Annotated in this window: 27 protein-coding genes; 22 read left to right on the top strand and 5 right to left on the bottom strand. The window is 35.6% G+C overall.

Going from position 1 to position 26,374, the window contains the following annotated elements; translation table 11 throughout:
• Nucleotides 1-144 precede the first annotated feature (144 nt).
• Nucleotides 145-534: a DUF4190 domain-containing protein gene (locus K9V48_RS05790; protein WP_224137674.1), complete on the top strand. Its 390-nt coding sequence runs from the start codon at nt 145-147 to the stop codon at nt 532-534.
• 181 nt (nt 535-715) lie between these two features.
• Entirely contained in the window at nt 716-928 is a 213-nt protein-coding gene (locus K9V48_RS05785) for a hypothetical protein (protein WP_224137672.1), read from the top strand.
• 134 nt (nt 929-1,062) lie between these two features.
• On the opposite strand, the gene ispG is transcribed toward K9V48_RS05785, so the two are convergent.
• Nucleotides 1,063-2,175 carry a flavodoxin-dependent (E)-4-hydroxy-3-methylbut-2-enyl-diphosphate synthase gene (gene ispG, locus K9V48_RS05780; RefSeq protein WP_410429581.1) on the bottom strand — a complete coding sequence of 371 codons (1,113 nt, stop codon included), beginning with the start codon at nt 2,173-2,175 and terminating at the stop codon, nt 1,063-1,065.
• 150 nt (nt 2,176-2,325) lie between these two features.
• Nucleotides 2,326-2,655: a protein YqfZ gene (gene yqfZ / locus K9V48_RS05775; RefSeq protein ID WP_224137670.1), complete on the bottom strand. Its 330-nt coding sequence runs from the start codon at nt 2,653-2,655 to the stop codon at nt 2,326-2,328.
• A gap of 241 nt (nt 2,656-2,896) precedes the next feature.
• Between yqfZ and K9V48_RS05770 the strand changes: the two genes are divergently transcribed.
• Complete coding sequence (locus K9V48_RS05770) at nt 2,897-4,720, top strand: methyl-accepting chemotaxis protein (RefSeq protein ID WP_224137668.1); 1,824 nt, start codon at nt 2,897-2,899, stop codon at nt 4,718-4,720.
• 49 nt (nt 4,721-4,769) lie between these two features.
• On the opposite strand, the gene K9V48_RS05765 is transcribed toward K9V48_RS05770, so the two are convergent.
• The gene (locus K9V48_RS05765) at nt 4,770-5,537 is read right to left on the bottom strand and encodes a DUF1189 domain-containing protein (protein WP_224137666.1); all 768 of its coding nucleotides are present in this window, start codon (nt 5,535-5,537) and stop codon (nt 4,770-4,772) included.
• A gap of 382 nt (nt 5,538-5,919) precedes the next feature.
• On the opposite strand from K9V48_RS05765, the gene K9V48_RS05760 reads away from it, so the two are divergent.
• The 8 genes from K9V48_RS05760 (at nt 5,920) to phoU (ending at nt 15,215) form a co-directional block, all read left to right on the top strand.
• On the top strand, nt 5,920-7,557 hold the full coding sequence (locus K9V48_RS05760) for a Na/Pi cotransporter family protein (RefSeq protein ID WP_224137762.1): 1,638 nt from the start codon (nt 5,920-5,922) through the stop codon (nt 7,555-7,557).
• 370 nt (nt 7,558-7,927) lie between these two features.
• Entirely contained in the window at nt 7,928-8,536 is a 609-nt protein-coding gene (gene sodA, locus K9V48_RS05755; RefSeq protein ID WP_111613933.1) for a superoxide dismutase SodA, read from the top strand.
• 282 nt (nt 8,537-8,818) lie between these two features.
• A complete protein-coding gene (locus tag K9V48_RS05750; RefSeq protein WP_224137663.1) occupies nt 8,819-10,108 on the top strand; it encodes an MFS transporter in 1,290 nt (429 codons plus the stop codon).
• Nucleotides 10,109-10,363: 255 nt separating this feature from the next.
• Nucleotides 10,364-11,362, top strand: a complete 999-nt coding sequence (locus tag K9V48_RS05745) for a PstS family phosphate ABC transporter substrate-binding protein (RefSeq protein WP_224137661.1) — start codon at nt 10,364-10,366, stop codon at nt 11,360-11,362.
• Nucleotides 11,363-11,441: 79 nt separating this feature from the next.
• Nucleotides 11,442-12,383 (top strand): phosphate ABC transporter permease subunit PstC, encoded by a 942-nt coding sequence (pstC, locus tag K9V48_RS05740; protein WP_224137659.1) that lies wholly within the window; start codon nt 11,442-11,444, stop codon nt 12,381-12,383.
• Nucleotide 12,384: 1 nt separating this feature from the next.
• On the top strand, nt 12,385-13,263 hold the full coding sequence (pstA, locus tag K9V48_RS05735) for a phosphate ABC transporter permease PstA (RefSeq protein ID WP_224137657.1): 879 nt from the start codon (nt 12,385-12,387) through the stop codon (nt 13,261-13,263).
• A 27-nt stretch (nt 13,264-13,290) separates the two neighbouring features.
• Complete coding sequence (pstB, locus tag K9V48_RS05730; protein WP_224137655.1) at nt 13,291-14,103, top strand: phosphate ABC transporter ATP-binding protein PstB; 813 nt, start codon at nt 13,291-13,293, stop codon at nt 14,101-14,103.
• 452 nt (nt 14,104-14,555) lie between these two features.
• A complete protein-coding gene (gene phoU, locus K9V48_RS05725) occupies nt 14,556-15,215 on the top strand; it encodes a phosphate signaling complex protein PhoU (protein WP_224137653.1) in 660 nt (219 codons plus the stop codon).
• Between the two features lie 86 nt (nt 15,216-15,301).
• Here phoU and K9V48_RS05720 read toward each other — a convergent pair whose 3' ends face one another.
• Nucleotides 15,302-15,778, bottom strand: coding sequence for a hypothetical protein (locus tag K9V48_RS05720; protein ID WP_224137651.1), 477 nt, complete (start codon nt 15,776-15,778; stop codon nt 15,302-15,304).
• On the bottom strand, nt 15,775-16,134 hold the full coding sequence (locus tag K9V48_RS05715; RefSeq protein ID WP_224137649.1) for a hypothetical protein: 360 nt from the start codon (nt 16,132-16,134) through the stop codon (nt 15,775-15,777). The genes K9V48_RS05720 and K9V48_RS05715 overlap by 4 nt, the downstream gene beginning before the upstream one ends.
• 161 nt (nt 16,135-16,295) lie before the next feature.
• Here K9V48_RS05715 and K9V48_RS05710 point away from each other — a divergent pair, with 161 nt between their 5' ends.
• The 11 genes from K9V48_RS05710 to K9V48_RS05660 all read left to right on the top strand — a co-directional run bounded on the left by K9V48_RS05710 (nt 16,296) and on the right by K9V48_RS05660 (nt 26,277).
• The gene (locus tag K9V48_RS05710; protein ID WP_224137647.1) at nt 16,296-16,760 is read left to right on the top strand and encodes a hypothetical protein; all 465 of its coding nucleotides are present in this window, start codon (nt 16,296-16,298) and stop codon (nt 16,758-16,760) included.
• Nucleotides 16,753-17,967: a glycosyltransferase family 4 protein gene (locus tag K9V48_RS05705; RefSeq protein WP_224137645.1), complete on the top strand. Its 1,215-nt coding sequence runs from the start codon at nt 16,753-16,755 to the stop codon at nt 17,965-17,967. The genes K9V48_RS05710 and K9V48_RS05705 overlap by 8 nt, the downstream gene beginning before the upstream one ends.
• Nucleotides 17,968-18,071: 104 nt before the next feature.
• A complete protein-coding gene (gene rpmG, locus K9V48_RS05700; RefSeq protein ID WP_111613944.1) occupies nt 18,072-18,221 on the top strand; it encodes a 50S ribosomal protein L33 in 150 nt (49 codons plus the stop codon).
• 291 nt (nt 18,222-18,512) lie between these two features.
• Nucleotides 18,513-19,070, top strand: coding sequence for a 5-formyltetrahydrofolate cyclo-ligase (locus tag K9V48_RS05695; RefSeq protein WP_224137643.1), 558 nt, complete (start codon nt 18,513-18,515; stop codon nt 19,068-19,070).
• Between the two features lies 1 nt (nt 19,071).
• A complete protein-coding gene (locus K9V48_RS05690) occupies nt 19,072-19,863 on the top strand; it encodes a DUF92 domain-containing protein (RefSeq protein WP_224137642.1) in 792 nt (263 codons plus the stop codon).
• A gap of 117 nt (nt 19,864-19,980) precedes the next feature.
• Nucleotides 19,981-20,919 (top strand): L-lactate dehydrogenase, encoded by a 939-nt coding sequence (locus K9V48_RS05685; RefSeq protein WP_224137640.1) that lies wholly within the window; start codon nt 19,981-19,983, stop codon nt 20,917-20,919.
• 42 nt (nt 20,920-20,961) lie between these two features.
• A complete protein-coding gene (yqgO, locus tag K9V48_RS05680) occupies nt 20,962-21,129 on the top strand; it encodes a protein YqgO (protein WP_224137639.1) in 168 nt (55 codons plus the stop codon).
• 314 nt (nt 21,130-21,443) lie between these two features.
• Complete coding sequence (locus K9V48_RS05675) at nt 21,444-22,979, top strand: rhomboid family intramembrane serine protease (protein WP_224137637.1); 1,536 nt, start codon at nt 21,444-21,446, stop codon at nt 22,977-22,979.
• Nucleotides 22,980-23,181: 202 nt separating this feature from the next.
• Complete coding sequence (locus K9V48_RS05670; protein ID WP_224137636.1) at nt 23,182-24,645, top strand: spore germination protein; 1,464 nt, start codon at nt 23,182-23,184, stop codon at nt 24,643-24,645.
• Between the two features lie 378 nt (nt 24,646-25,023).
• Nucleotides 25,024-25,218, top strand: coding sequence for a YqgQ family protein (locus tag K9V48_RS05665; protein WP_111613949.1), 195 nt, complete (start codon nt 25,024-25,026; stop codon nt 25,216-25,218).
• A gap of 102 nt (nt 25,219-25,320) precedes the next feature.
• Nucleotides 25,321-26,277, top strand: a complete 957-nt coding sequence (locus K9V48_RS05660) for an ROK family glucokinase (RefSeq protein WP_224137635.1) — start codon at nt 25,321-25,323, stop codon at nt 26,275-26,277.
• Nucleotides 26,278-26,374: the final 97 nt, after the last annotated feature.

The raw sequence follows: 26,374 nt of genomic DNA, 5'->3' as shown, positions 1-26,374 counted from the left end.
AAACACTAAGCTAGTCATAAAAGATAGGTGAGTGAATGAGGATATTTGGACTTTTCGTGAGCACAGAAAAGATTTACAGTAATAGTTTTTTATCAGGTGTTCATAATAATAATGCTCCTTTAATTAAGAAAGGAAGGGATCTTAATGGCAAACGAAAATAAGTTCGATAATCCAGAACGAGATCGTTTTAACGCCCTTGATTACAAGGGAATTACGCCACTAGATCAAGAAATCGAAAGTGACTTCGAGACTGAAACGGCAGCAGAAATCGCAGCACCGGTAAACGTAAGAAGAGACTATGCTAAAGTTGACAGTGATGACGATAAAGTGGTTAGCGGAGGCAAAGGAATAGGTTTCTTAGCATTAGCTCTTTCCATTATTTCGTTGTTTATGTTACCTGTTATTTTAGGAGCGGCAGGTATTATCGTTGGCTTTATTGCACGTAGAAGAGGGGCAAATGCATTAGGGGCTTGGGCGATTGGAATTGGGCTAGTATCTCTAATTTTAGGTATCTTTATAACGCCATTTTTTTAAAATGGACGATATGAAAATCGAAATAAGGGATTGACCATGTTTGGTCAATCCCTTATTTTCTTTATGTAGCATGAATATGCAGTAAAATTCTCACCTCATTATTAATGAGGTGTTGAAGAAAAGGTGTGGATATCTGCATAAGTTTTTTAGTTAGGTCACTCTTTATGAAGGGAAGATGAGAATGAACAGATATGAATTGAACAAAAAGATACAGAATGAATTAAATGGTCAGGTAGCCATTCCTCTGAAACAAGAAAATGAAACGGATACTGCAAACTTTGCGATTGACCATTATTTTAATAATGAAAATAAAGTAGAGGATGATATTGATACTTCACTTTCGATGAACGCTAATATCGGGGCTGTGCTGCTTCCGGAAGACGATGATAAATAAGATGGGTATAATAAAAAGGAATCGGCAAAACCGATTCCTTTTTTGTTATTTAGAAAACTATAAAATTCTTGTACTGTGGATAAGCGCACTGCATCCAGCTCCTAGCCCCTCGAGGTCATAAGCCGCTTTTGTTCTTATGCGTTTAGTTTTGCCTTTTCAGCTGCTTGTTTTGCAAAATGTTCTTCGGCAAGTTTATCAATTTCTTTTTTCAGTTCTTCAACTAATGTTTCTTCAGGCACTTTACGAACGATTTGCCCCTTACGGAAAAGAAGTCCTTCTCCGCGTGCACCAGCAATCCCAATATCAGCTTCACGTGCTTCTCCTGGTCCATTTACAGCACAGCCTAAAACAGCTACTTTAATTGGTGCTTTAATCGTTGAAATATATTCTTCTACTTCATTTGCAATACTGATTAAGTCGATTTCAATACGTCCACATGTCGGACAAGAAATTAATGTTGCAGCATTTGCCGCTAATCCAAAGGACTTCAAAAGCTCACGTGCTACCTTTACTTCTTCAACAGGATCAGCGCTTAAAGAAATACGTAATGTGTTTCCAATGCCTTTGTTTAAGATAACGCCAAGTCCAGCAGCACTTTTTACTGTGCCGGCAAAAAGTGTTCCCGATTCAGTAATCCCTAAATGTAATGGGTAATCAAATGCTTTAGCTGCTTTTTCATATGCTTCGATCGCTAAGTTTACATCAGACGCTTTCATCGATACGATAATATCATGAAAATCTAGGTCTTCCAAAATTTTGATGTGATGAAGTGCACTTTCAACCATACCGTCTGCAGTTGGATACCCATATTTTTCAAGAATCCTTTTTTCAAGAGAACCTGCATTTACACCGATCCGGATTGGAATGCCACGTTCTTTTGCTGCTCTAACAACAGCTTCAACTTTTTCTTTTCTTCCTATGTTACCAGGATTAATTCTTATTTTATCTGCTCCACCTTCAATAGCTTTCAAAGCAAGCTTATAATCAAAATGAATGTCGACAACAAGTGGAATATTGATTCTTTTTTTTATTTCAGAAATTGCATTGGCAGCACGCTCATCTGGACATGCAACACGCACGATCTGACAGCCAGCTTCCTCTAATCGATTAATTTCCGCAACAGTTGCTTCAACATCATGTGTTTTTGTTGTTGTCATACTTTGAATAACAACTTCATTATTTCCACCAATCGTTAAATTCCCCACTTTTATTGGGCGAGTATTAGTACGATGTATGATTTCACTCACGTGTAAATCGCTCCTTAAATAATAAGATTAAATCTTTTTCTAAAATCGTCACCGAATATAATGATACTTTAGTTCGTAATATTTTTCTAGTGTATGTATGTACCAACCCTAATTGTACAGGGAGGAGTACTAATTGACAAGATTCAACGATTAATTATAATCCGGAAAACGATATGTTTGACCATATAAAATTTCCTCTGCCTGTACATTAGAATTCAACGATTCAAAATCATGAACAATTTGATCGATTGAGGTCGGAAGTCGACCATGATGATGTTCAGTAATGGATAGAACTGTATCGCCTTGTTTAATTTTCGTTTCATAGAAGGAGATCGAAGGGTTGCTTTTGTCCTCAACTTGGGCTGCTTGAGTACTGGTAGTACTAATGATATTAACAGTAGGAAGTGTCCCGATTTGTAAGTCATAATAAATGATATAACATAGGAATAGACCAATAATGAATAAAGAAAGTCGTCTCATTTTTCTTCCCCCAAATTTGATAGGTTGATTAACAGATACTTATGCTTGTCCAAATGAAATATTCCTGAACAAATCATAGGAAGATAATAAATAGGAAAAATGATGTATTCGAAATCGATATTAATTATCAAAAAAACACAACTATTAGACTAATTCCAATAAATTTTTACAAAATATTTACACTAACTTAACAATAGACTGTCATAATTTGAATGTAAAATGGGGAATTAGGGGTGGCGGAATGAAACGGATAAGTATTGAAAAAATAATAAATGTTTTCAAACGAGTAAGCATTTTAAAGAATAAACTACCAAAAATCCTGCAGAAAAAACGACTAAAAAAGGTTGAACGTCAAAAAGTTTCGCAAAAAGAGCTACATAAAAGAGATGGACAAACATTTTTTTCAAAAATCTCACTACAAGCAAGAATCATAATTTTAGTTTTATTTCTTTTATTAACATCGATAAGTATCGTCGGTTTCACATCTTATAGCAAATCTAAGGAAACAACGATGGAAATTATTGAAGAAAGGCTTTATCGGGAAGTAAATACGACTGCTGATATCGTGATGAATCTTGCATTTGCTTATATCAGTGATAAGGAAGAATTTTTAAGAAGAGTTGATAAAATTGTTGTAACAGGCCAATCGACTGCATTAATTCGAGATGGATTACCAGCAAAATTTTTCTTAGTGACTGATGAAGGTGCAATGCCAATGAATATAAATAAGGAACCGGGTGTGACGATATCCGATGAAATTGTTGAAGAAATTAGGAAAAAGGATCATGGCGTGTTATATAAGAAGATTGATGGGGTCGAATATACTTTGTCCTTTAAAGAAATACAAGAATTAAGAGGGTTTTATTTGATTCTTGTACCTACAGAGAAATATATGGAGCCTGTCAATGATCTTGCCAATTTTATCGGTATTGTTGTCTTACTTAGTGTAGTGATTACAACCGCTGTTCTTCTCCTGCTTGTAAGAAGTTTAACGAAGCCTTTATTGACGTTACGAAATGCAATGGTCGAAGTTAGAAATGGAGATCTAACAAATAATCTTTCCGTTTCGACTTCTATTCCAGAGGTTCAATCATTAAATAAAAGTTTTATCCAAATGATTGAACAAATGCGTGTAATGATTTCACATATAAATGGAACAACATCAGAACTCTTCACGACTGGAAATCATTTGAAAGAAGCGTCAGAGGATGTACAGCTCCAAAACAACCAATTAGTCGAAGCAATAAAAGTTGTAAAAACAGGTGCTGAGCAGACTGCTTCAAGTTCTGATGCAAACGTCATGACGTTCCAAAAAATGAAAAGCGATATCACACACATTCTTAAGAATATGGAACATGTTTTCAATAGTGCAGCAGATATGGATTCTTCAGCTATTAAAGGGGAAAGTAGTATCTCGCAAATGATTCGGTCAATGAATGACTTTGATCATGAATTCGCAACGATGACGACTACAATCAAAGGGGTAAAGGATAATTCAAAAGTTATTACAAAAGTGGTAGGGATCATTCAATCAATAGCTGAACAAACAAAATTACTCGCTTTAAATGCGACAATTGAAGCCGCTCGCGCAGGAGAAGCAGGGAAAGGTTTTGCAGTTGTGGCGAATGAAGTCCGAAAACTAGCTGATCAATCCTCTAAAGCAACAGAGGATATTACTCAATCGATAAAAATGATGGAGAAAATATCAGATCAAGCTGCTAATGAATTTGAAACAATGTATAGTAATATTAAATTGCATCTAGTTGTAGCAGGCGAATCAAAAGAAGCGTTCGATTTGTTGATGAGTGAGATTTCAACTGTAAATGAAAAGTTATCTGGAATGAAGGAATATTTACATGAGCTAGACGGATCACTACCAAAAATGGAGCAATCTTCAGAGAGCTTTGTCTCGATTTCACAGGAAACGTTAGCAAGTGCCGAGCAAATGCTGTCCTCTTCTGAAGGGCAGATAACACAAATTAACCGGACTCATGAAATTGGATTAATTCTAACAGAATTATCAAAAACATTATCAGATAGTACAAAACAATTTAAAGTGAAATAATAAAAACGCGGAAAGAAACTTCCGCGTTTTTTATGTGATTTTGTTAAGTTCAAGCTGTTTTAGTGGATGGAATTTCTTTTAATGTTAAATAAAGGATAATCAAATGCACAAACCAATTTACTAAAAATCCACCCGGTACAACAACTTGTAAACTATCCATAACAAAGAAAAAGAAGGTCGATAACGTTGTTGCATAGGCTGAAAGTATCCAAACTTGTTTGAATGTTAAAACCCTTTGAAGACTATTTTTAAATGCTAAACCAAAAATCGCTAAAATTGTTATTTCAATAAATTTCACAATCGAGCTGAACAAATACATAACGAAACATAAAATGGAAACAAATATTGGTAGAAACTGATTTACTTGGTCGGAGAACTCAATAATGTCTTGCTTTGAAAATGACATATTCATAAGACTATATTCATATGATTGTGTTTGACCGTTCGTAACAAAAACAAAACGATCTTTTAAAATACCTATAGCGTTACGCTTCGCCTCAACTTCATCTACACCATATGTACCCGTATCATCTAAAATAATGATAAAGTTATCCTTTTTTATTTCGATAGGCTGATCAGCTTCAGCGGATAATGTATGATCTTCGATTGAGAAGAAAGGTAAATCATTACGAAGTGTTTGATCAATTCCTTTTAATCCCGCAGTCAATCCACTAGAAAAATGATAGGCAGTAGGAATGGTGCTTAGTAAGGCTAAAATAAATACGTAGAGTATCGTTTTCCAAATTCCTTGTAACCTAAATGTTGAGATAAGTTTTGGGGAATATAGACTAGAGAAAAGTTGTTTGAATACATTCATTAATAATGGCACATCCTTCTTATTTATCACGCATTACCTGTCAGTAAAGCTCCACTTCTTAGCTTTTAGTAAAACAAAGGAGTGAAGGAGGGGGCATCTCCAATAAAAGCAAAGCTAAGTCTCGTTAACCATTTGTGTGGATATAGTAAATCCTCAACTGATGGGAAATCCCGCTTTATATTCTATATCTCATAACAAGAGAATTCAAGGTTCATACATATAAAAAGAGAGGTTTTCAATTGAAAGCGTATTTATTAATTTAATATTACATTATTGTAAATTTTTAAAAAAAGTTCCTTTACAATAATGTAATAAATCGGTGATAATTGAAATAGTTGTAGTTTTTTGTCGATTAAAGTGGAATGAGATCAAGGAGTTGGGAATCTTGGGAGTTGACTTCCAAAACATAGTATTTGAATTTATCGGTGGACTAGGGATATTTTTATTAGGTACTAAATTTTTAGGGGATGGTCTTCAAAAGTCTGTTGGCTACAAGCTTAGAGATATATTAGAGTTTACAAAGAATCCATATTTGGGTATTTTAGCGGGGATTATTTTTACGGTATTAATTCAATCTAGTACCGGTATTACAGTCATTACTGTTGGGTTAGTGAGTGGAGGATTTATGACACTTAGACAGGCGATTGGTGTCATCATGGGGGCAAATATTGGGACAACCGTTACTGCATTTATCGTCGGTATTCATATTTCAGACTATTCATTGCCGATGGTTTTTTTAGGTGCAGTTTTGCTCTTCTTCTGTCAAAATAAGAGGTTACAAAACTTTGGTCAAATTTTCTTTGGGGCTGGTGCTCTATTCTTTGGCTTACAATTAATGAACGATGGGGTAATGCCTCTAAGTACTGTACCATGGTTTCATGAATTAGCTGTAAATATGAGCGTTAATCCGTTACTAGGTGTTTTCTTTGGAACAGTTTTTACTATTATACTGCAGAGCTCTGGTCTCACGGTTGAGATACTTCAAGACTTGTTTGGCCATGGACTAGTAGACATTCATAGTGCTTTACCTGTGCTTTTTGGTAACAATATTGGTACAACGATTACCCCGGTTTTAGCTACTATTGGAGCCTCAATTGCGGCAAAACGTGCAGCGTTAACCCATGTGATGCTTAATGTGATTGGAACAGTCGTTTTTATGATATTTTTGCCATTATTTACCATTTTTATACAATATCTACAAGCAATATTTGACTTATCTCCTTTTATGACGATTGCATTTGCTCACAGTTCGTTTAATATTCTAAATACAATTATTCTAATTCCACTCATAGGAATGCTCATTTGGATCGTATCAAAGCTAATTCCAGGTGAAGATTTAATGATAGAATATAAAGTAAAATATCTAGATTCAGCCTTTATCGGACAGTCCGTTTCAATTGCGTTGGGACAAGCAAAAGAAGAAATCCTTCGAATGGGGAGATTTGCAGTTCATGGTTTAAAAGAATCAAAAGATTATCAATTAACGTATTCACCAAAAAATTCGGATACTGCCTTGAAATTAGAGGGTGCAATTAATAATTTAGACCATAAAATCACAGAATATTTGGTTTCGTTATCAAAAAACGCCATGTCTAAAACAGAATCTATAGAGCATAGTATCCTTATGAATACAGTCAGAGATTTTGAACGAATTGGTGATCATTTTGAAAATGTCATAAAATTAGTCGATTATCAATTAAGATATAAAGCAAAAATAACGGAATCTGCGAAAAACGATTTGGAAACAATGTTTGAGTTAACAATTGCTACTGTAAAAGATTCGATTTCAGCATTGGATGACAAAGACATAAATCTCGCCACAAAAGTATTGAAATCTGAAGAGGAAATTGATCAAATGGAGAGAATTCTTCGTAAGAAGCACATGTTAAGAATCTATGAGGGGGAATGTACTAGCTCTGCTGGTATCGTCTTTGTTGATATTATTAGTAGTCTTGAACGGATCGGTGATCATTGTGTCAATATTGCCGAGGCTGTTTTGGGTTACAGAAACCAATATTAATCAAGCAAGGTTAAGCTATCCTTACTTATTAATTCAATGCTAAAACTTATTAGAAGAAAAGGTGATTTTTTTCTAATTGGGCACTTAATGGAGGAGCAAATCGATTATTTCAAGTGCCGTCTTCACTTTTTGAGTGCTAGCAAAAATCAGAATTTAATTATTAATGATTGACTGGTTTCTAATTACCATTTTTTAGCGATGGTGTATGAAATGAAAAAAAGTATTTATACATAGAACAAACTACACATGGATAAAATGAATAACGGATTTGTGGGCTTATTATTTGAAAGAACAAGCTAATTTTGGTAATCTAAATTTGAGAGCAAATCTAAGGCTTTTAAAATGTACATATTCTAAGGAGGAAATAAAAATGGCTTATGAATTACCACAATTACCGTATGCATACGATGCACTAGAACCACATATCGATAAAGAAACGATGAATATTCATCACACGAAACACCACAACACATATATTACGAATGTAAATGCAGCATTAGAAGGAAATGCTGACCTTGCAAGTAAAAGTGTAGAAGAATTAGTTGCTAATTTAGATGCTGTTCCTGAAGCTATTCGTACAGCAGTTCGCAACAACGGTGGTGGACATGCTAACCATAGCTTATTCTGGACGATCCTTTCTCCAAATGGTGGCGGAGAACCAACAGGTGAATTAGGTGAAGCAATTAACGCTAAATTTGGTAGCTATGAAAACTTCAAAGCAGAGTTTGCAAAAGCTGCTACAACTCGTTTTGGTTCTGGTTGGGCTTGGTTAGTAGTAAACAATGGTGAACTAGAAGTGACAAGCACTCCGAACCAAGACTCTCCATTAATGGAAGGTAAAACTCCAGTTCTAGGATTAGATGTTTGGGAGCATGCATACTACTTAAATTATCAAAATCGTCGTCCAGACTACATTTCATCTTTCTGGAATGTTGTTAACTGGGATGAAGTAACAAATCGTTACAACGCTGCAAAATAAGAATATGAAGTATGGGAGAGCTGACACATGTTGGCTCTTCTTTTTTGTCTTATAGTGTATTATAAAATTTTTGTACTGTGGATAAGCGTATGACATCCAGCCACAGCGCGGGATGAAGAAACCTCCTACTTACGCGATTCTAGAAATATCCTCCAACTGCATCTAATTATTTCCCTCACCTACTCTCACCAGCAGTACGAAGTTCATCAATTACAATCTAAATACATAACTCCAAATTGATAAGACAGACTATGGAGGAGAAGTCGAAGGGGAGTAATTTTTATGTCGAAATTGCAAAAGGTTATTGGAGATGTAGATATTAATAAAGAATTAGTATTGTTGCTAGCTGTTAGTGGCTTGTACTCGCTAAGTATTGCTCTTTCAAATACGTTTGTGAATGTATATTTGTGGAAGCAATCTGAGGCATTTCTTGATTTGGGTATATACAATTTATCCATTGTTATCATGCAGCCATTAACATTCATATTTGCGGGAAGGCTGGCCAAAAAAGTAGACCGCGTAATCGTCTTACGGCTTGGAGTCATTTTTTTGGCGATCTTTTTCCTTTCAGTATTGATGATAGGAGGATTAGCGTCCAAATTTCTCATACTATTAGGCGGGACTCTTGGAATTGGCTACGGCTTTTATTGGTTAGCCTTTAATCTACTTGCTTTTGAAATATCTGAACCGGAAACGAGAGATTTTTTTAACGGTTTTTTTGGAGTGATGAATTCATTGGCAGGTATGGTAGGTCCAATCATTGCGGGCTTTATCATTTCAAGGCTGAAAAATGTCACAGGCTATACAACAATCTTTACGATATCACTTATCTTATTTGCAGGAGCTGTAGTTTTGAGCTTTTTTTTTAAAAGGAGACCTGCACACGGAGATTATTTATTTAAACAAATTTTTAAAGAAAGGAAAAATAATAAAAATTGGAGATTAATCACAAATGCTCATTTCTTTCAAGGATTTAGAGAAGGGACATTAGCATTTGTCGTTAATGTATTTGTGTTTATTGCAACAGGTAGTGAATTAGCGCTCGGAACATTCGGCTTGATAAATTCTAGTGTAGCTTTTTTAGTTTATTACTTGGCAACAAGACTAATAAAGAAAACAAAAAGGAAAAATTTCATCCTAATTGGGGGCATTCTTCTTTATTTGTCCATCTTTATTCTTCTATTTGATCTAACGTATCAGAAATTACTTATCTATGCAGTTTTGATTGCAATTGGCTATCCTATGCTACTGGTACCTTATTCATCCTTAACATATGATGTAATCGGTCGAGCTAGGAATGCTGCAAAGGCAAGAGTTGAATATATTGTAGTGAAAGAAATATTTCTTAATTCTGGACGAATTGTCTCAATTCTTGGGTTTATTATTGCCGTTACTTTTTTTGATGAAAAACAAAGTATCCCAATTTTATTGGCAATCGTTGGAGTAGGTCATACCGTTATTTATTTTTTGGTAAGAAATATTCACTTGGATGAAAGTAATGAAACAATAGAAGAAACAAAGCAAAAACCAATTCCTAAATCCGGCCTAGTAGATGGTGAAAGTAGTGGATAATTGTATAAAAAAAGAAAGTGGAAAATGTTGTGGGAATCTTAATTCTCATGATGAATAGAAAGATTGTCATTAAAGAACAATAAAATAGATAGTTTAGAGTACCACTTAAATTGTTTAACCCAAAATAAAACAAAATATGACAAACTCCATCACGAATTTACAAAACCTTTACATTGGCTTAAAACAAAATTAATACTCAAGCGTTATTCTAGAACACGTAGGACAAAACCAACATTATTCTAGGGGGAATAAAGAATGAAAAGCTTTAAATTCTTAGCAATGTCAATTATGCTTTCTGCATTAGTCGCTTTTGCTGCAGCATGTGGAAACGCTGAAGATGACACAACAACTGATACTGGTACAGAAAACACTGAAACAACAGAAGAAGCAGGAGAAGAGGCAACTGCTGAACTTGAAGGTGAAGTAGGTATCGATGGTTCTTCTACAGTATTCCCAATCGGTGAAGCTGTTTCTGAAGAATTCAATGCAGAACATCCAAATGTACAAGCTCCAGTTGGTATGTCTGGTACTGGTGGTGGATTTGAAAAATTCCTTGCAGGTGAAACAGATATTTCTCAAGCATCTCGCCCAATTAAAGATGAAGAAAAAGCAACTGCTGAAGAAAACGGAATTGAACTTACTGAATTTAAAGTAGCATTCGATGGTCTTTCAGTTGTAGTTAATAAAGAGAATGATTTCGTTGATCAATTATCTGTTGATCAATTAAAACAACTTTGGATTGAAGATGGAAAAGCTAAAAAATGGTCTGATATTAATCCGGAATGGCCTGCAGAAGAAGTTGTATTCTTCTCACCAGGAGCAGATTCTGGTACTTATGACTATTTTGATGAAATCATTTTAGATGAAGAACCAATTGTTAAAACAGCAACATTATCTGAAGATGATAACGTTCTAGTTCAAGGTGTTACTTCTTCTAAAAACGCTATTGGTTACTTTGGTTATGCATATTACTTAGAAAACAAAGATAATTTAAAAATTGTACCGATTGTAAACGAAGCTGGTGAAGCTGTAGCACCTACTAATGAAACTGTTGAATCTGGTGATTACAACCCACTTTCACGTCCATTGTACATCTATGCTAACAATGCTTCTCTTAAAGATAAAGAGCAAGTGTATGAATACGTAAAATTCTACCTTGAAAATGCTGGAACATTTGCTGAAGAAGTTGGATATGTATCACTTCCAGAAGCAGATTACACATCTCAACTTGAAACTCTTGAGGGTTTAAAGTAATTCATTAAATTAGAGGATGAGAAGCGTAAGGATATCCTTCTCATCCTTCTTCCTATGTTTTGGAAAGGGGTTTTTCAAAATGGCTTTACCAAATAGTCAAAGTGTGCGCGACATAATAAAAGAGAAAAAATCTAAAAATAGCGCAAATCAAATTGTAGAAAAAATGGTTCCAGGTATTTTATTTATTTTAGCATTAATTTCAATCTTAACAACATTAGGTATTGTGTTAACTTTACTTTTTGAAACAGCAACATTCTTTTCTCGTGTTTCAATTGTCGAGTTTTTAACATCAAAAGAATGGTATCCATTCTTTGAAGGTTCAGCATCTTATGGTATTATGGCCTTGGTTTCTGGTACGTTATTAATTACAGTGATTGCAATTATTGTTGCAGTTCCAATTGGTTTAGCATCCGCTATTTTCTTGAGTGAATATGCATCTGATCGTACAAGACGAATTGTCAAGCCGATATTAGAGGTATTAGCTGGAATACCAACAATTGTGTATGGTTTCTTTGCTTTAACATTCGTTACACCACTATTGCAAAATTTAATTCCTGATTTACCACTCTTTAATGCGCTGAGTCCAGGTATTGTAGTTGGGATCATGATTGTCCCTTCAATTGCATCACTTTCAGAAGACGCAATGAGTTCTGTTCCAAGAGCAATGAGAGAAGGCGCATTAGCATTAGGAGCTACAAAATTTGAAGTAACAATGAAAGTTATTGTACCCGCTGCTATGTCTGGTATCGTTGCATCTGTCGTATTAGGTGTATCTCGTGCTATTGGTGAAACAATGATCGTTTCATTAGCTGGAGGTGCAACACCGAAACTAACGTTTGATCCGACTGAATCAATTCAAACAATGACAGCCTATATTGTTCAAGTTAGTTCAGGAGACGCTGGTTTTGGAACAACGGTTTATTACAGTATCTATGCCGTAGGAATGACATTGTTCTTATTTACGTTAATTCTAAACCTCTTAGCACAATTTATTTCTCGACGCTTTAGGGAGGAATATTAATATGAAGATGATAGATAAACAGAAAGTTGCAAAAAAAATGGGTGGACGGTTAGCATTAAATCAGACTTTTAAAGGGATTTTTATTTTTGCAACATGTTTAACTTTAGTCGTGTTAGCAATCCTCTTATATCGGATATTTACTCAAGGATCTAGTCATTTTTCACTGGAGTTTTTCCAAAACTTCGCTTCTAGAAAACCAGAACAATCTGGTATTAAAGCAGCCCTCGTAGGTTCGCTTTGGGTAATGGGGGTTACGATTCCAACTGCATTAATATTAGCAGTAGGTACAGCCATCTATTTAGAAGAATATGCAAAGAAAAATAAACTTACAAATTTTATTCAAATGAATATTTCAAATCTGGCCGGAGTTCCTTCGATTGTATTTGGCCTTCTTGGTTTAACCGTTTTTGTACGTTTCTTTGATTTAGGACGAAGTATTTTAGCTGGTGGATTTACAATGGCATTACTTGTTTTACCTGTTATTGTAGTTGCGTCTCAGGAATCAATTCGTTCAGTTCCAAAACAACTTCGTGAGGCATCATATGGTATGGGGGCAACAAAATGGCAAACGATTTTAAGGGTTGTTTTACCAGCAGCAATACCTGGAATTATTACTGGTAGTATTTTAGCCTTTTCAAGAGCAATAGGAGAAACTGCACCTTTACTTGTTGTAGGTGCATTCGCATTCGTAAATTACTTGCCGCAAAGTGTCATGGATTCATTTACAGTTATGCCAATACAATTATACAACTGGATGGGTAGACCACAGGCGGCATTCCAAGAAGTCGCTGCTGCCGGAATAATCGTGTTGTTTATCTTCTTGATTGTTATGAATTCTGTTGCCGTGTTAATTAGAAATAAGTTTTCAAACCGTTATTAATTCGTTTTAAATGGAGGGGTTTTCGTTATGGAGAGTGTAAATATTAAAAGAGAAAATACACAAAAGAAACATGTAGAAGTTAAAAAGAACGTTGTTTATAAAACAGATAATTTAAACCTTTGGTACGGCAAGGATCAAGCACTGAAAAATATTGATCTTGATATTTATGAAAATGATGTTACTGCGATTATTGGACCATCTGGTTGTGGGAAATCGACTTATATTAAAACATTAAATCGTATGGTTGAACTCATTCCAATTGTTCGTACCTCTGGTAAAATTCTTTATCGTGAGCGAAATATTTTTGATAAATCATATGGAGTAGAAGAGTTAAGAACACAAGTAGGTATGGTATTCCAAAAACCAAATCCATTCCCTAAATCAATTTATGATAACGTAGCATATGGTCCGAAAATTCATGGAATAAAAGATAAAAAACTAATTGATGAAATCGTTGAGAAAAGCCTTCGTGGAGCAGCTATTTGGGATGAGGTTAAAGATCGTCTAAAAGAAAATGCCTACGGTCTATCAGGTGGACAGCAACAGCGTTTATGTATTGCACGTTGCTTAGCTATTGAACCTGATGTTATTTTGATGGATGAACCAACATCTGCACTTGATCCAATTTCTACACTAAAAGTTGAAGAATTAATTCAAGAATTAAAACAAAACTATAGTATTATTATCGTTACACATAATATGCAGCAGGCAGCTCGTATTTCTGATCGTACCGCTTTCTTCTTGAGTGGAGAAGTTGTAGAGTACACTGATACAGATACACTTTTCTCAAACCCATCTGATAAGCGTACAGAAGACTACATCACTGGTCGTTTCGGTTAATATATTCAAAAAACTTCGTGTTAAATTATAAAGCGGGAATTCTCTTAGATCTGATATCTCATAAAAGGGCAGTCAAATCTCTCCACTAAGCTTGAGTGAATCAAAGAAGCGTAGATTGGGGAGAAACTGCCTATAAAATCTAAATGAAGGGGAAGCCTCGCTCTAGTGATATCCAACCCGAACTTAAATAATTTAGGAAATATGAAGTATTTAAGTTTGGGTTTTATGGGATCACGTCATAAAGTAAATGTCCAAGTCTCGTATCTATTGGACATTTATTTTCAACAACAATTTTTAAAGCGTTTGCAATCAGACGTAGCAAAATGTTGAAAGGGATTTATCCAATTCTTAACGGGAAGCCAACAGTTGGAGGAAAGAAAATCTCACTGTCAGAAGTCGCACTGCATGAGGTGCATTTTTTGCAGTAAAATAATTTTGGGGTGGTATGTTAAATGTCTGTTAGGGAAAAATTTGATTTTGATTTAAAAAATCTAAGAGATAAACTGATTGAAATTGGAAGTCTTACAGAAATTGCTTTAAGTAAAGCGATTGATGCATTGGAAAAACAAAATATTGATGCGGCGCTTGAAATCATTGAAGAAGACAACAGAATAGATGATCTTGATGAAGAGATAAATAATTTAGCTATTTTATTAATTGCAAAGCAACAGCCAGTAGCTGTGGATCTTAGAAGGATTGTTGTTGCGATAAAGATATCTAGTGATATTGAAAGAATGGCAGACTTTGCTGTTAATATTGCTAAATCAGCGATTAGAATTGGCAATGAGCCTTTAGTTAAACCGATTAATCACATCAAAAAAATGCACAAAATTGCGCTAGAAATGCTGTCACTTTCAATTAAAGCATATAATGAAGAAGATATTGTTTTAGCTAAAAATGTAGCTGATATGGATGATCAAGTTGATGATCTTTATGGAGAAACGTTACGGGATATTCTTGAACTAATGAGCACTAGTAAAGATGATTTCCAACAACTAACACAACTATTATTCATTTGCCGTTATCTTGAAAGAACGGCCGATCATGCAACGAACATATCTGAAAATACAATGTTCCTAGTAAAAGGTCAACACTATGATTTAAATAGCTAAATCGGTTCCTTACGATCATCTTTGTAATGAAATACGTAATATACAAAAAACAGCCATTGAACTAAATCAATGGCTGTTTTTAATGTTTAATCTGTTAAAATATGTGCTAGCTGATAAAAGTCCATTCCCTTACGTACTTCAAATGAGCCAAGTTGTATTTTTCTATGGAAATCATGTTTAATTAGATATTGATCAAAAGCAAAGGAATCACTAATAATTCCATTTTGCTCTAATACGTTGGAAATCTCATACGTTGACATACCAGCTGTAACTTTAACTGTGTATTTAACAACCTCTTCTTGCTTTTCTTCGACTTTCTCTGGTTGTTCAACTGGCTGCTTTAGGGCCTTATCTTTTACCGCCAATAATTCCTCGTATTCGTCAGTCGGAATTGAAATTCTTCCGTTCGATGTTAAAAATGATTCAACTTCGCTTTCCGAGACTTCTTTTTTTTCTATGTCTGCCGATGCTGATTGTTTATCAGATAAAAAATAAGTACCACCTAATAAAGATGTCGCCACGATCATTCCAGCCGCAAATGCCTGAAATCCGACTTTACTCATGTTAAAACCCTCTCATTCTGTTTAACAATAGTGCTGATCTCCTCAGCTGACGTACCTTCTGATAATGCAATCGCATCAAGTGACATACCTTGACTATACTTTGCTAAAATGCGGGAAGTGTTTGTTTGTTCATTTTCGCTCGTGTTTTTTGTTTCTACTTTCAAAGGTGTATCAGATTGCAAAAGTTCCTCTTCTACAAGTTTCATTTTCTTTTTTAATTTATAAATTTCTTGCATCGCTGACAATTGCAGATGACCTAGTTCCTGTTCTAGTTCCTTTACATTATCACGTTGTAGGAATGAAAAACCAATTAGCACAATGCTTATAATAAACAAAATGATAATCATTATTGTCATTTTACTTCACCTTCTATTGAGTATTTTCTTTTACCTTTATATCATAAATAGCCATGCTTTTGTAGTTTTTTGACGAATTTTCTTTAGATTGTCATGAAGTATTAACAATCTTTACATGATAAGATTGTTAGTAGCATGAAAAGTGAAAGAAGAGGACAACGATGAAGTCAATTGACAACAGTCAAACCAATAATTATACAATTCGAATGCAATCGGCATTCTCTGAGGATAGAATAAAAATAATTGAATATCCAACATTTCTTCTTATAACATGGAGTCTTTCGACGACAACAAAAGGAATGTTAGGGAATATTTTAGGTGAGGAATATGATGATTTACTGATAATGCTTACACTATACAGAAAGAGTAATCAACAGCATTTTACTGATTTTATTATTCAAGATTCAAGCGGTGTCCTAAGGTTATTCGATCTTCCAACTGGAACGTATTACTGTGAGATTGTTGGATGTAACTCTCGAAATGAAACAATTACAGTTAAACGCTCTAATACGGTCCATAATGTCCAATCCGAGAATAAAGCATGTACAGAATTTCACTGGGAGCAACGCTCTAACGAAAAGGTAGCGTGGATGCAAGCTTACTCAGGTTATACAGTGTATGAGTGAAAAGGTGCCTTTATTGAATAATCGTTCTAATTTAACTGTTTTGCTCCTTACAACAGAATATAAGGATCAGATCATTGGCGGTCTCGGTAGACATGTTACGGATTTAGTGTCAGAGGGTACAAAAAGAGGACTACATTTTATTGTAATAACAATTTCAAAAACGAATGAGGAATCCTATAAGATAGAAGATGGTGTACATGTATTTCGTTTGCTTCCTTGGCAGAGGAATGCAAAAGACTTTCTTGAGTATATCCACAATCTTAACTTTCGTTTTTCGCAATTTGTTTTGCAGGAATTACATCTTCCATTCAATCTTATTCATGTCCATGATTGGTTAACAGGAATAGCTGGAATTCAGTTGAAAACGTTCATGAATCTGCCACTTCTTACAACCATCCACGCAACTGAAAATGGGAGAAAAAGTGGTAAGGTTGATAAAGTATCAAAAAGGATAACCGAATATGAAACAATGCTCATTCACAAATCTGATCAAATAATTGTCTGTAGTCAGTTTATGAAAAACGTATTACTAGATGAATTTAAATGCCCTATAAAGAAGGTTGAAGTGATCGCGAACGGAATTATTCCAAAAAATTATCAATCTGTTATCTTTGAGGAGGATGCAATACACGGTTTCTCCCATATTAAAGCTCCATATTTACTTGCGATGGGAAGACATGTAAAGGAAAAAGGGTTCCAACATCTCATTCAAGCATTCGTAGACATTCAGATGGATTTTCCAGATTTAAAACTCGTAATCGCCGGTAGTGGTCCTGACAGTAAGCATCTAAAGCAATTAACGAAAGAATTAAGTATAGACAATAGGGTTATTTTTCCTGGATTTGTCCAAAATCAAGAAAGAAACATGTTGCTCCATCATTGCGAAATGCTGGTCATTCCAAGTTTATATGAACCGTTTGGAATTATTGCACTAGAGGGAATGATCACGAAGAAACCAGTTGTTGCCTTCACTCTAGGTGGATTATCAGAAGTTTTGGCAGATGACAGGGGGATTTTAGTTAACGAAGCTACTAGTAAATCGCTTGCTAACACACTTCAATTATACTTATCACAGCCTAGTCTATTAAAAAGAAATGCCATGGTCGGTTATGATGCAGCAATTACGAATTATAATTGGTCATATATTATAGAAGAAATGGCAGATTTATATTCGAAGTTGGTGAATACACGAAGAGAAAAAGAGTAAAATAAAAATATAATGAAATACATGTGGAATTAGTTCGGAAAAAATGGTATTATACTAAAGTCTGATTAGATTTTTTAGTTTTTTATGTTTGGAGGGAAAGAAACATGCGTGTAAATATTACATTAGCTTGCACTGATTGTGGCGATCGTAACTATATTTCTAAAAAGAATAAACGTAATAACCCAGATCGTCTTGAGCTTAACAAATATTGCTCAAGAGAGAAAAAGAAGACTCTACACCGCGAAACAAAGTAACAGTAGGAATGTTTTATTCCTACTGCTTTTTTTTTTGCCTTTTTTTTGTGGAATTGTTGATTATGGCGGAAAAGATAGAATGAAGGATATCTTTAACCCAATGGAGGAAAAAACCGGTCTAGTGGTTGATAAGCAAAACCATACATAAAGAATTCACAGATTGAAAGGTAAATGATGATTAAAAGTGCAATGCGAAAGAAATTTTCTTTTGAAATCCTCCATTAATGAAGATAACAAGTGATTCCTGTCTACTTTTCCAGCTATAATAAAGGAAAGAGGGAGGGGATCGAATTGGATAAGAACTATCTACGTTCCTTAATAAAGAATAAACTAGCTAATATGACTGATAATGAGTTTTGGCAATATTCTGGTGACATACATAAACAGTTATTTTCTTTGCCGGAATGGAAGATTGCTCAAACGATTGCTGTGACAATTTCAACTGGTCGCGAAGTTGATACAACACATATTATTGAAAAAGCATGGCAAGAGAAGAAAAATATTGTTGTTCCAAAATGTCATCCAGAAATGAAAACAATGGATTTTAGATTAATAACATCATTTAATCAGCTTGAACGTGTATTTTTTGGATTGTTAGAGCCAAAGGTAGAAGAGACGGAAAAAGTAAATCCAAATCAAATAGAGCTAATGATTGTACCAGGCATTGTTTATGACCGTAGAGGCTATCGCATTGGTTATGGCGGCGGTTATTTTGATCGATATTTACCTCACTATAAAAATCAAACATTGTCATTAGCGTTTTCATCTCAAATTGTGGATATAGTCCCTACAGAAGCCCATGATATTGCTGTTTCAGCATTGATTACGGAAGATGGGGTAATCAGTTAGTATGCTCGATATTCAATTGGTTGTGGCCGTTTTATTTATTTTAGTGATCTCTTTTGTAGGCTGGAAGATGAAATCGTTAACTGGAAGCGGTGCAATTGGAGCAATCGTAGTAGGGCTGTCCATTTATCTTGGCTTTTCGATACAGGGATTATTACTATTAGGTTGTTTTTTTGTCAGTTCAAGCTTATTAAGTAAATTTCAGAGCGTAAAGAAATCAAACCTCCACGATATTTTAGAAAAAGGAGATCGCAGGGACATCGTCCAGGTATTGGCAAATGGAGGAGTTCCCGCTATTCTTAGTCTTGTTCAAGCTACAGGACAATCGTTTGGCCAAGTTGTATTACTTGGGTTTTGTATATCAATCGCTGCAGCAAATGCTGATACATGGGCTTCCGAAATCGGTACGCTCAGTAAACAAAATCCAAGATTATTATTAACATTTAAGAAAGTAGAACGAGGTACGTCTGGTGCGGTGTCTTTACTAGGAACGTGTGCGGCGGTAGTTGGATCTGCTTTTATAGCTATCGGTGCTGGACTCCTATTTTCTCTTTCATGGTATCCAATCGCATTGGTTATACTGTTTGGCTTCATCGGGAATTTACTAGATACTTTATTAGGGCAAACGATTCAAGTGAAATACATATGTACGGTTTGTGGGAAATTAACAGAAAAACAAAACCATTGTCATAATCGGGGATTGAAGATGAAAAAGTTCAGCTTCCTAAATAATGATGGAGTGAATTTCCTATCAATCGCCTTAGCGACAATGTTAGGTTTGATTATTCTTTCATAAAGTGTTCACTCTTTACTTCACCATAAATGAAAAAATAATGTAAAATAAAATTGTGAAGTAATTCACAAACTGATTATGATTAGTTTGTGAAAAATATTTTGAGAGGGCTGGTAGTAAATGGCTAATAATGTGAATCGTGTCGCTTTGATTGGTACAGGTTTTGTTGGCTCTAGTTATGCATTTGCGTTGTTGAATCAAGGTGTAACAGAAGAGCTTGTATTAATTGATCTAAATAAGGAGAAGTCTGAGGGTGACGCGATGGATCTTAATCATGGCTTAGCCTTTGCTCCAAGTTCTACAAAAATCTGGTATGGTAGCTATGACGATTGTAAAACGGCAGATCTTGTTGTCCTTTGTGCTGGTGCGAACCAAAAGCCAGGTGAGACCCGTTTAGATCTTGTAGCTAAAAACTTAAAAATATTTAAAGCAATCGTAACTGATGTGATGGAAAGTGGATTTGATGGTATCTTTATCGTAGCTACAAATCCCGTTGATATTTTATCTTATGCTGTTTGGAAGTATTCAGGCTTACCACAAAGTCGTGTAATTGGATCTGGAACCATTCTTGACACAGCAAGGTTTCGTTATCTGATAGGTGAACATTTTAAAGTAGATACACGCAATGTTCATGCATATATTATCGGCGAGCACGGTGATACCGAGCTCCCTGTTTGGAGTCATGCTGATATCGGTGGATTACCAATATTAGATTCAATAACAGATGAGAAGGAAAAGCTTGATGAAATTTTCGTGAATGTGCGGGATGCTGCCTACCATATTATTAATCGTAAGGGAGCTACCTACTACGGAATTGCAATGGGTCTTGTTCGATTAACGAAAGCGATCCTTCAAAATGAGAACTCAATCTTAACTGTTTCTTGTTATTTAGCAGGAGAGTATGGTGAAGATGATGTCTATATTGGTGTACCTGCGATTGTGAATCGTAATGGCGTTCACAAAGTTATCGAATTGCGTCTCAATGAACAAGAGAAAAAACAGTTTGCCCATTCTGCAAGTGTATTAAAAGAAACGATGGATCCGTTTTTTAAAGGATAAAAATAGATCTTCCTACTAAAACTAGAGGTAGGAGGGATTGATATGAGACGAATTCTTGTATTAGCGGCTGGTTCACTTGCTTTATATCGTTATCGGTATAAAATTGTGAATATTATTTTAGGCCAACCAGCATTACGGAGATATTTTATCCAACTATCAATGAGAGTTCCATTTTTAAAAGAACTGTTTATAAATCGTGCATTTCACTAAAAATTGTACCTACTTTACTGAAAAAAGCTGACTTTGTGATTTATGAGTTAGCTTTTTTTATCGTTTAGTAAACTATAAAATTCTTGTACTGTGGATAAGCGCACGACATCCAGCTCCAGCGCCTAGCCCCTCGAGGTCATAAGACGATCAGGAATAGAAGGTAAAAAACACCTTCTATTCCTGATCGTCTTATGCTATGCCTGAGGCTGATCAAGGCGCTTGCGCTTTTGTTCTACTCGTAAAAAAGCAGGATTCTTCATTTTCTCGTAAATTAATTGGTATAATGAAGAAAAAGTGAATTCGGAGCGGATACTATGGTCATAGAGCAGGATTATTTATATTGGTCATTAATTGAGCAGCTTGTTGTTAAACAGAAGTATACCATTCTTGCCTTATCACAGGACGGACGAGAAGTATTACTTGAGCCTTTTCGAAATAAACAATTTACGATTGTTCGATTAAGACGAATGGATGTCGATTGGGGAAATACACTTACAATAGATATCGAGCGAGCAAGTCAAAAGTTTAAACAACTTTTAAAAAATGGAGTAAAAGGTCCCATTCGTGTCATGAATATTTATGTTTCAAGCTTACCACCAGTAGACGATTTGCCTGATTCATTTAGTAGTGGCTATAGCGAATTAAACGGGAAAATTGATATTACGTCCACCTTGCTTGTTAAAAACGAATGTGAGGAAGGACTTCAAAAGTTAGAAAGCGTATTGAATATCCAATTTGAAGATGTACATGAGCAACTTAAGCCAAACATAGAGATGCAAGATATTCAACATTTGCGCAATCGGGTTATTCAGTATCATAACCAACAAAGAGAGGAAGAAAGAAGAATCTTTCAAAATGGTAAGCCATTTCTTACATATATTTTTCTTGGTTTACAAATTTTAATGTTCCTCTTGTTAGAACTGTCCGGAGGTAGCACGAATACTGAAACGTTAATCCGTTTTGGTGCAAAATTTAATCCGCTCATTTATGATGGAGAATGGTGGCGATTTTTAGCTCCGATTGTGTTACATATCGGTTTCCTCCATTTGTTAATGAATAGTTTTGCCCTCTATTACATTGGACCTGCAGTTGAACGAGCATACGGATCTCTTCGATTTTTGTTTATTTATTTAGTTGCTGGTATATCTGGTACGGTTGTAAGTTTTGCATTTAGTCCCTTTTTATCTGCAGGAGCATCTGGTGCAATATTCGGTTGTTTCGGAGCCTTATTATATATAGGTGTGCAAAATAGAAAAGTATTTTTTCGGACGATGGGCTCAAATCTCTTGGTTATCATTGGGATTAACTTGGCAATGGGCTTTGTGATTCCAAATATTGATAATGCAGGACACATTGGTGGGTTAGTCGGTGGTTTTTTAGCAGCACTTATTGTTCAGTTACCAAAACAGAAACAAGTACTCCTCCGGTTAGTAGGCTTAGTGGCGACGATCTTTTTAATGATTGGGTTGTATCGATATGGGATCGGCCATGCTGAAGTACAGTATTCAGAGTATACAATCGTCAAAGGACAAGAGTTAATCCAGGCTGAAAAATATGAAGAGGCTTATTCCTATTTGAATGAAGCGATAAACGGTGAGAAAACCTCAAATGATCATTTGTTTTTGTTATCAGTTGCTGAAATCGAATTAAAGAAATACGATCAAGCGATTCACCATCTACAACAAATTATCTCAACAGATGATACCTATCATCAAGCACATTATAATCTTGCTGTATTATATGCCAATGGAGGCGACATGACGCTTGCGAAAGAAGCAGTAGGCAAAGCCCTTGAACATGACCCTACAAATGAAACTTATCAAGCATTTAGGAATCAGTTGATAAATTAAAGCGAAGTTTATTTTCTGATAGCTTCTCGTAATCTTGTTGTGGTAGGGGATTTTTTTACGATTAAGTATAAAAGCATGGTGCTATCATTACCATGCTTTTTGTGCTTCTAGAAAACACAAAACAAATTAATTATTACAGGTATGTATTTCCAGTGTTTCGTCGAAGATGGTAACAAATTGTGAGACGAAATGGAGAAATCGTATGGTGCACGGAATAGAGAAGAAAATTATTTCAAAAGATTTTCAAGAAAATATCTCCTATTTGTCTGAACGACTAGGAGTGAAAAAAAGCTTTGATGTCCTTCAGCTAGATGTAGAGTATGCTGGGCGAAAGATGGCTCTTTTCATGATTGATGGATTTGTTAAGGATGATATCCTTCATTATTTAATGAAATATTTATCAGAGCTAGCTCCCGAGCAACTAGAGGAAAATACGCTAGAAAAGCTGTTAAAGACATATATTCCTTATGTGGAGGTAGAAAATACAGATGACTTAAATACGGTCGTAAGTACTGTATTAGCGGGCCCAACGGCTCTTTTAGTAGACGGCATTGATAAGGCTATTTTTATTGACGCTCGTACTTATCCTGTCCGGGGGCCACAAGAGCCAGATATGGAGCGGGTTGTTCGCGGTGCAAGAGATGGCTTTGTCGAAACAATTGTCTTCAATACAGCGTTGACAAGGAGAAGGATCAGAGACCGTTCACTACGAATGGAGTATTTACAGATTGGCAGAAGGTCAAAAACCGATGTCGTTGTTTGTTATCTAGAAGATATTGCTGATTTAAATCATGTAGAAGATCTAAAAAAATCATTAGAAGCGATTGATACAGACGGTTTACCGATGGGAGAAAAAACAGTTGAAGAGTTTATCTCAGGAAGCCATTTCAATCCATATCCCAAAGTACGATATACTGAGCGACCTGATACGGCTGCATCTCATTTGTATGAAGGGCATGTTATCGTTTTCGTTGATGGGTCACCAAGCGCACTGATTACACCAACGACATTTTGGCATCATCTCCAGCATGCTGAAGAATATCGTAACAAACCAGTAGTTGGTGCATATTTGCGAATCGTACGGTTTATAGCGGTCTGGGCATCGATTTTTCTATTACCACTTTGGTACTTACTTGCGCAAAATCCAGGACTTCTACCACCAGGACTTGAGTTTATCGGCATTAATGAGCAAGGTCATATCCCACTACTCATTCAATTTTTGCTGATTGAGATCGGGATAGATGCGTTAAGGATGGCAGCGATTCACACCCCGACATCATTGGGGACCGCATTAGGGTTAATTGCTGCCTTGATGATTGGGCAGGTAGCTGTTGAAGTCGGGCTTTTAACTTATGAGGTCGTGCTTTATTTAGCAATCGCGGCAATTGGAACATTTGCAACACCGAGCTATGAGTTAGGACTTGCGAATCGTATCTATCGGATTATTTTATTACTCTTTACCGCATGGTTAGGGGCAATTGGTTTTATGATTGGAATGACAGGCTGGATTATTATGCTTACTCGAATGAAATCATTTAATGTGCCATATCTCTATCCACTCATCCCATTTAACTATCGAGCAATGCGTGATGTATTATTTAGATCACCAATGCCACTAAAAAATAGACGACCAACATTTTTACATCCACAGGATCCAGATCGCTAATGAATGACGTTAGGCAGACTTATTCTAAAAAGAATTCGTCTGCTTTTTTAAATGCTTAGGAACTTATAAAATTCTTGTACTGTGGATAAGCGCACGACATCCAGCGCAAGCGTTTTATTTGCCCGAGGCTGATCAAGGCGCTTGCGCTTTTTTTTTGAAGTTGGACTTAACGTTTTCTTGACGCTAAAAGCAATTCCTATATACTTAAAATAGAACGGATTTTATGGTGAAGTTGCATGTTAATGGGCATAAGCTCCCTTTCCAAGACTTTAAAAGGATGCTGAAGTCAAACTAGAGGATAAATGCCCAATAAGGTCATGCATTAGCATTTAACTACTCATGAATAGATAAAACGGACAAATGTAAGTAGGTGATCACATGAAAACAATTTATGATGTTCAACAGCTTTTAAAAAAATTCGGCACAATTATTTATATTGGCGATCGAATTGCAGATTTAGAATTAATGGAGGAAGAGGTTAAACAATTATTCCAATCAAATCTAATTGAAACACAAGACTATCAAATGGCCATTCTTCTCTTAAGACAAGAAGTACAAAGGCTTAAACGATAACTTATATTTCATTGACAATGAAATAAATTGCAAAGATTAATAGGAACGATGCAATTTAAAAATGGTTTTAATCATACATAAGTGAGAGAAGGTTGATTATTAGTGAATGAGCAATGGCTAGTTGGTGTTGATTTAGGCGGAACAACGATTAAAATGGCGTTTATCGACTATTACGGTCATCTGAAAGAGAAATGGGAAATCCCAACTGATAAAACAGGAAAGGCAATTACAACTGATATTGCCAAAGCCATCGATGCAAAACTTTCTGAACTAGGATACACAAAAGATAAGCTCATTGGGATTGGAATGGGTGCACCAGGGCCTGTTAATACAGAAAGTGGACTCGTGTACAAAACGACAAACCTTGGTTGGACAAACTATCCGTTAAAAGACCATTTAGAGTTAGAAACCGGTTTGGCGGTTGTGGTTGATAATGATGCAAATATTGCGGCAATCGGTGAGATGTGGAAGGGCGCTGGAGATGGCGCGAAAGACTTGATTTGTGTAACACTAGGAACCGGTGTTGGTGGAGGACTTATTTCGAATGGTGAGGTTGTCCATGGTGTGAATGGCGCAGGCGGTGAAATTGGTCATATAACTGTGGTTCCAGAAGGTGGTGCTCCTTGTAATTGTGGAAAAACAGGATGTATTGAAACAATTGCTTCTGCAACAGGAATTGTAAGAGTTGCGAAAGAAAAGCTTGCTACAGCTGAAAAGACAAGTATGCTTCACTCTATTTCAGAGATTACCTCAAAGGATGTATTTGATGCAGCAGACAAAGGTGACTCCTTGGCAGAGGAAATTGTAGATTACGTTACTTTCCATCTCGGGTTAGCCCTTGCTCATATCTCAAATGGATTAAATCCAGAAAAAATTGTGATTGGTGGCGGAGTTTCAAAAGCGGGAAATCATTTGGTCACGAAAGTAGAGCACTATTTTAAACGGTTTGCCTTTCCGAGGGTAGCTGAAGGTGCTACAATTACGATTGCCACTCTCGGAAATGATGCTGGTGTCATCGGTGGAGCGTGGTTAGTTAAAACAAAGTTAGCAAAGAAATAAACGTTGTTTCATTTCATATAGAAAACTCAATAATACGTACTTCTTAAGTTTGTAGCGAATGCCATACGCTACAAACTTTTTTATTTTATAGCGCGTA

Source organism: Metabacillus rhizolycopersici (assembly GCF_020075705.1).
Note: the sequence above shows the minus strand (reverse complement) of the source record. Positions and strands in the feature narration are given on the sequence as shown.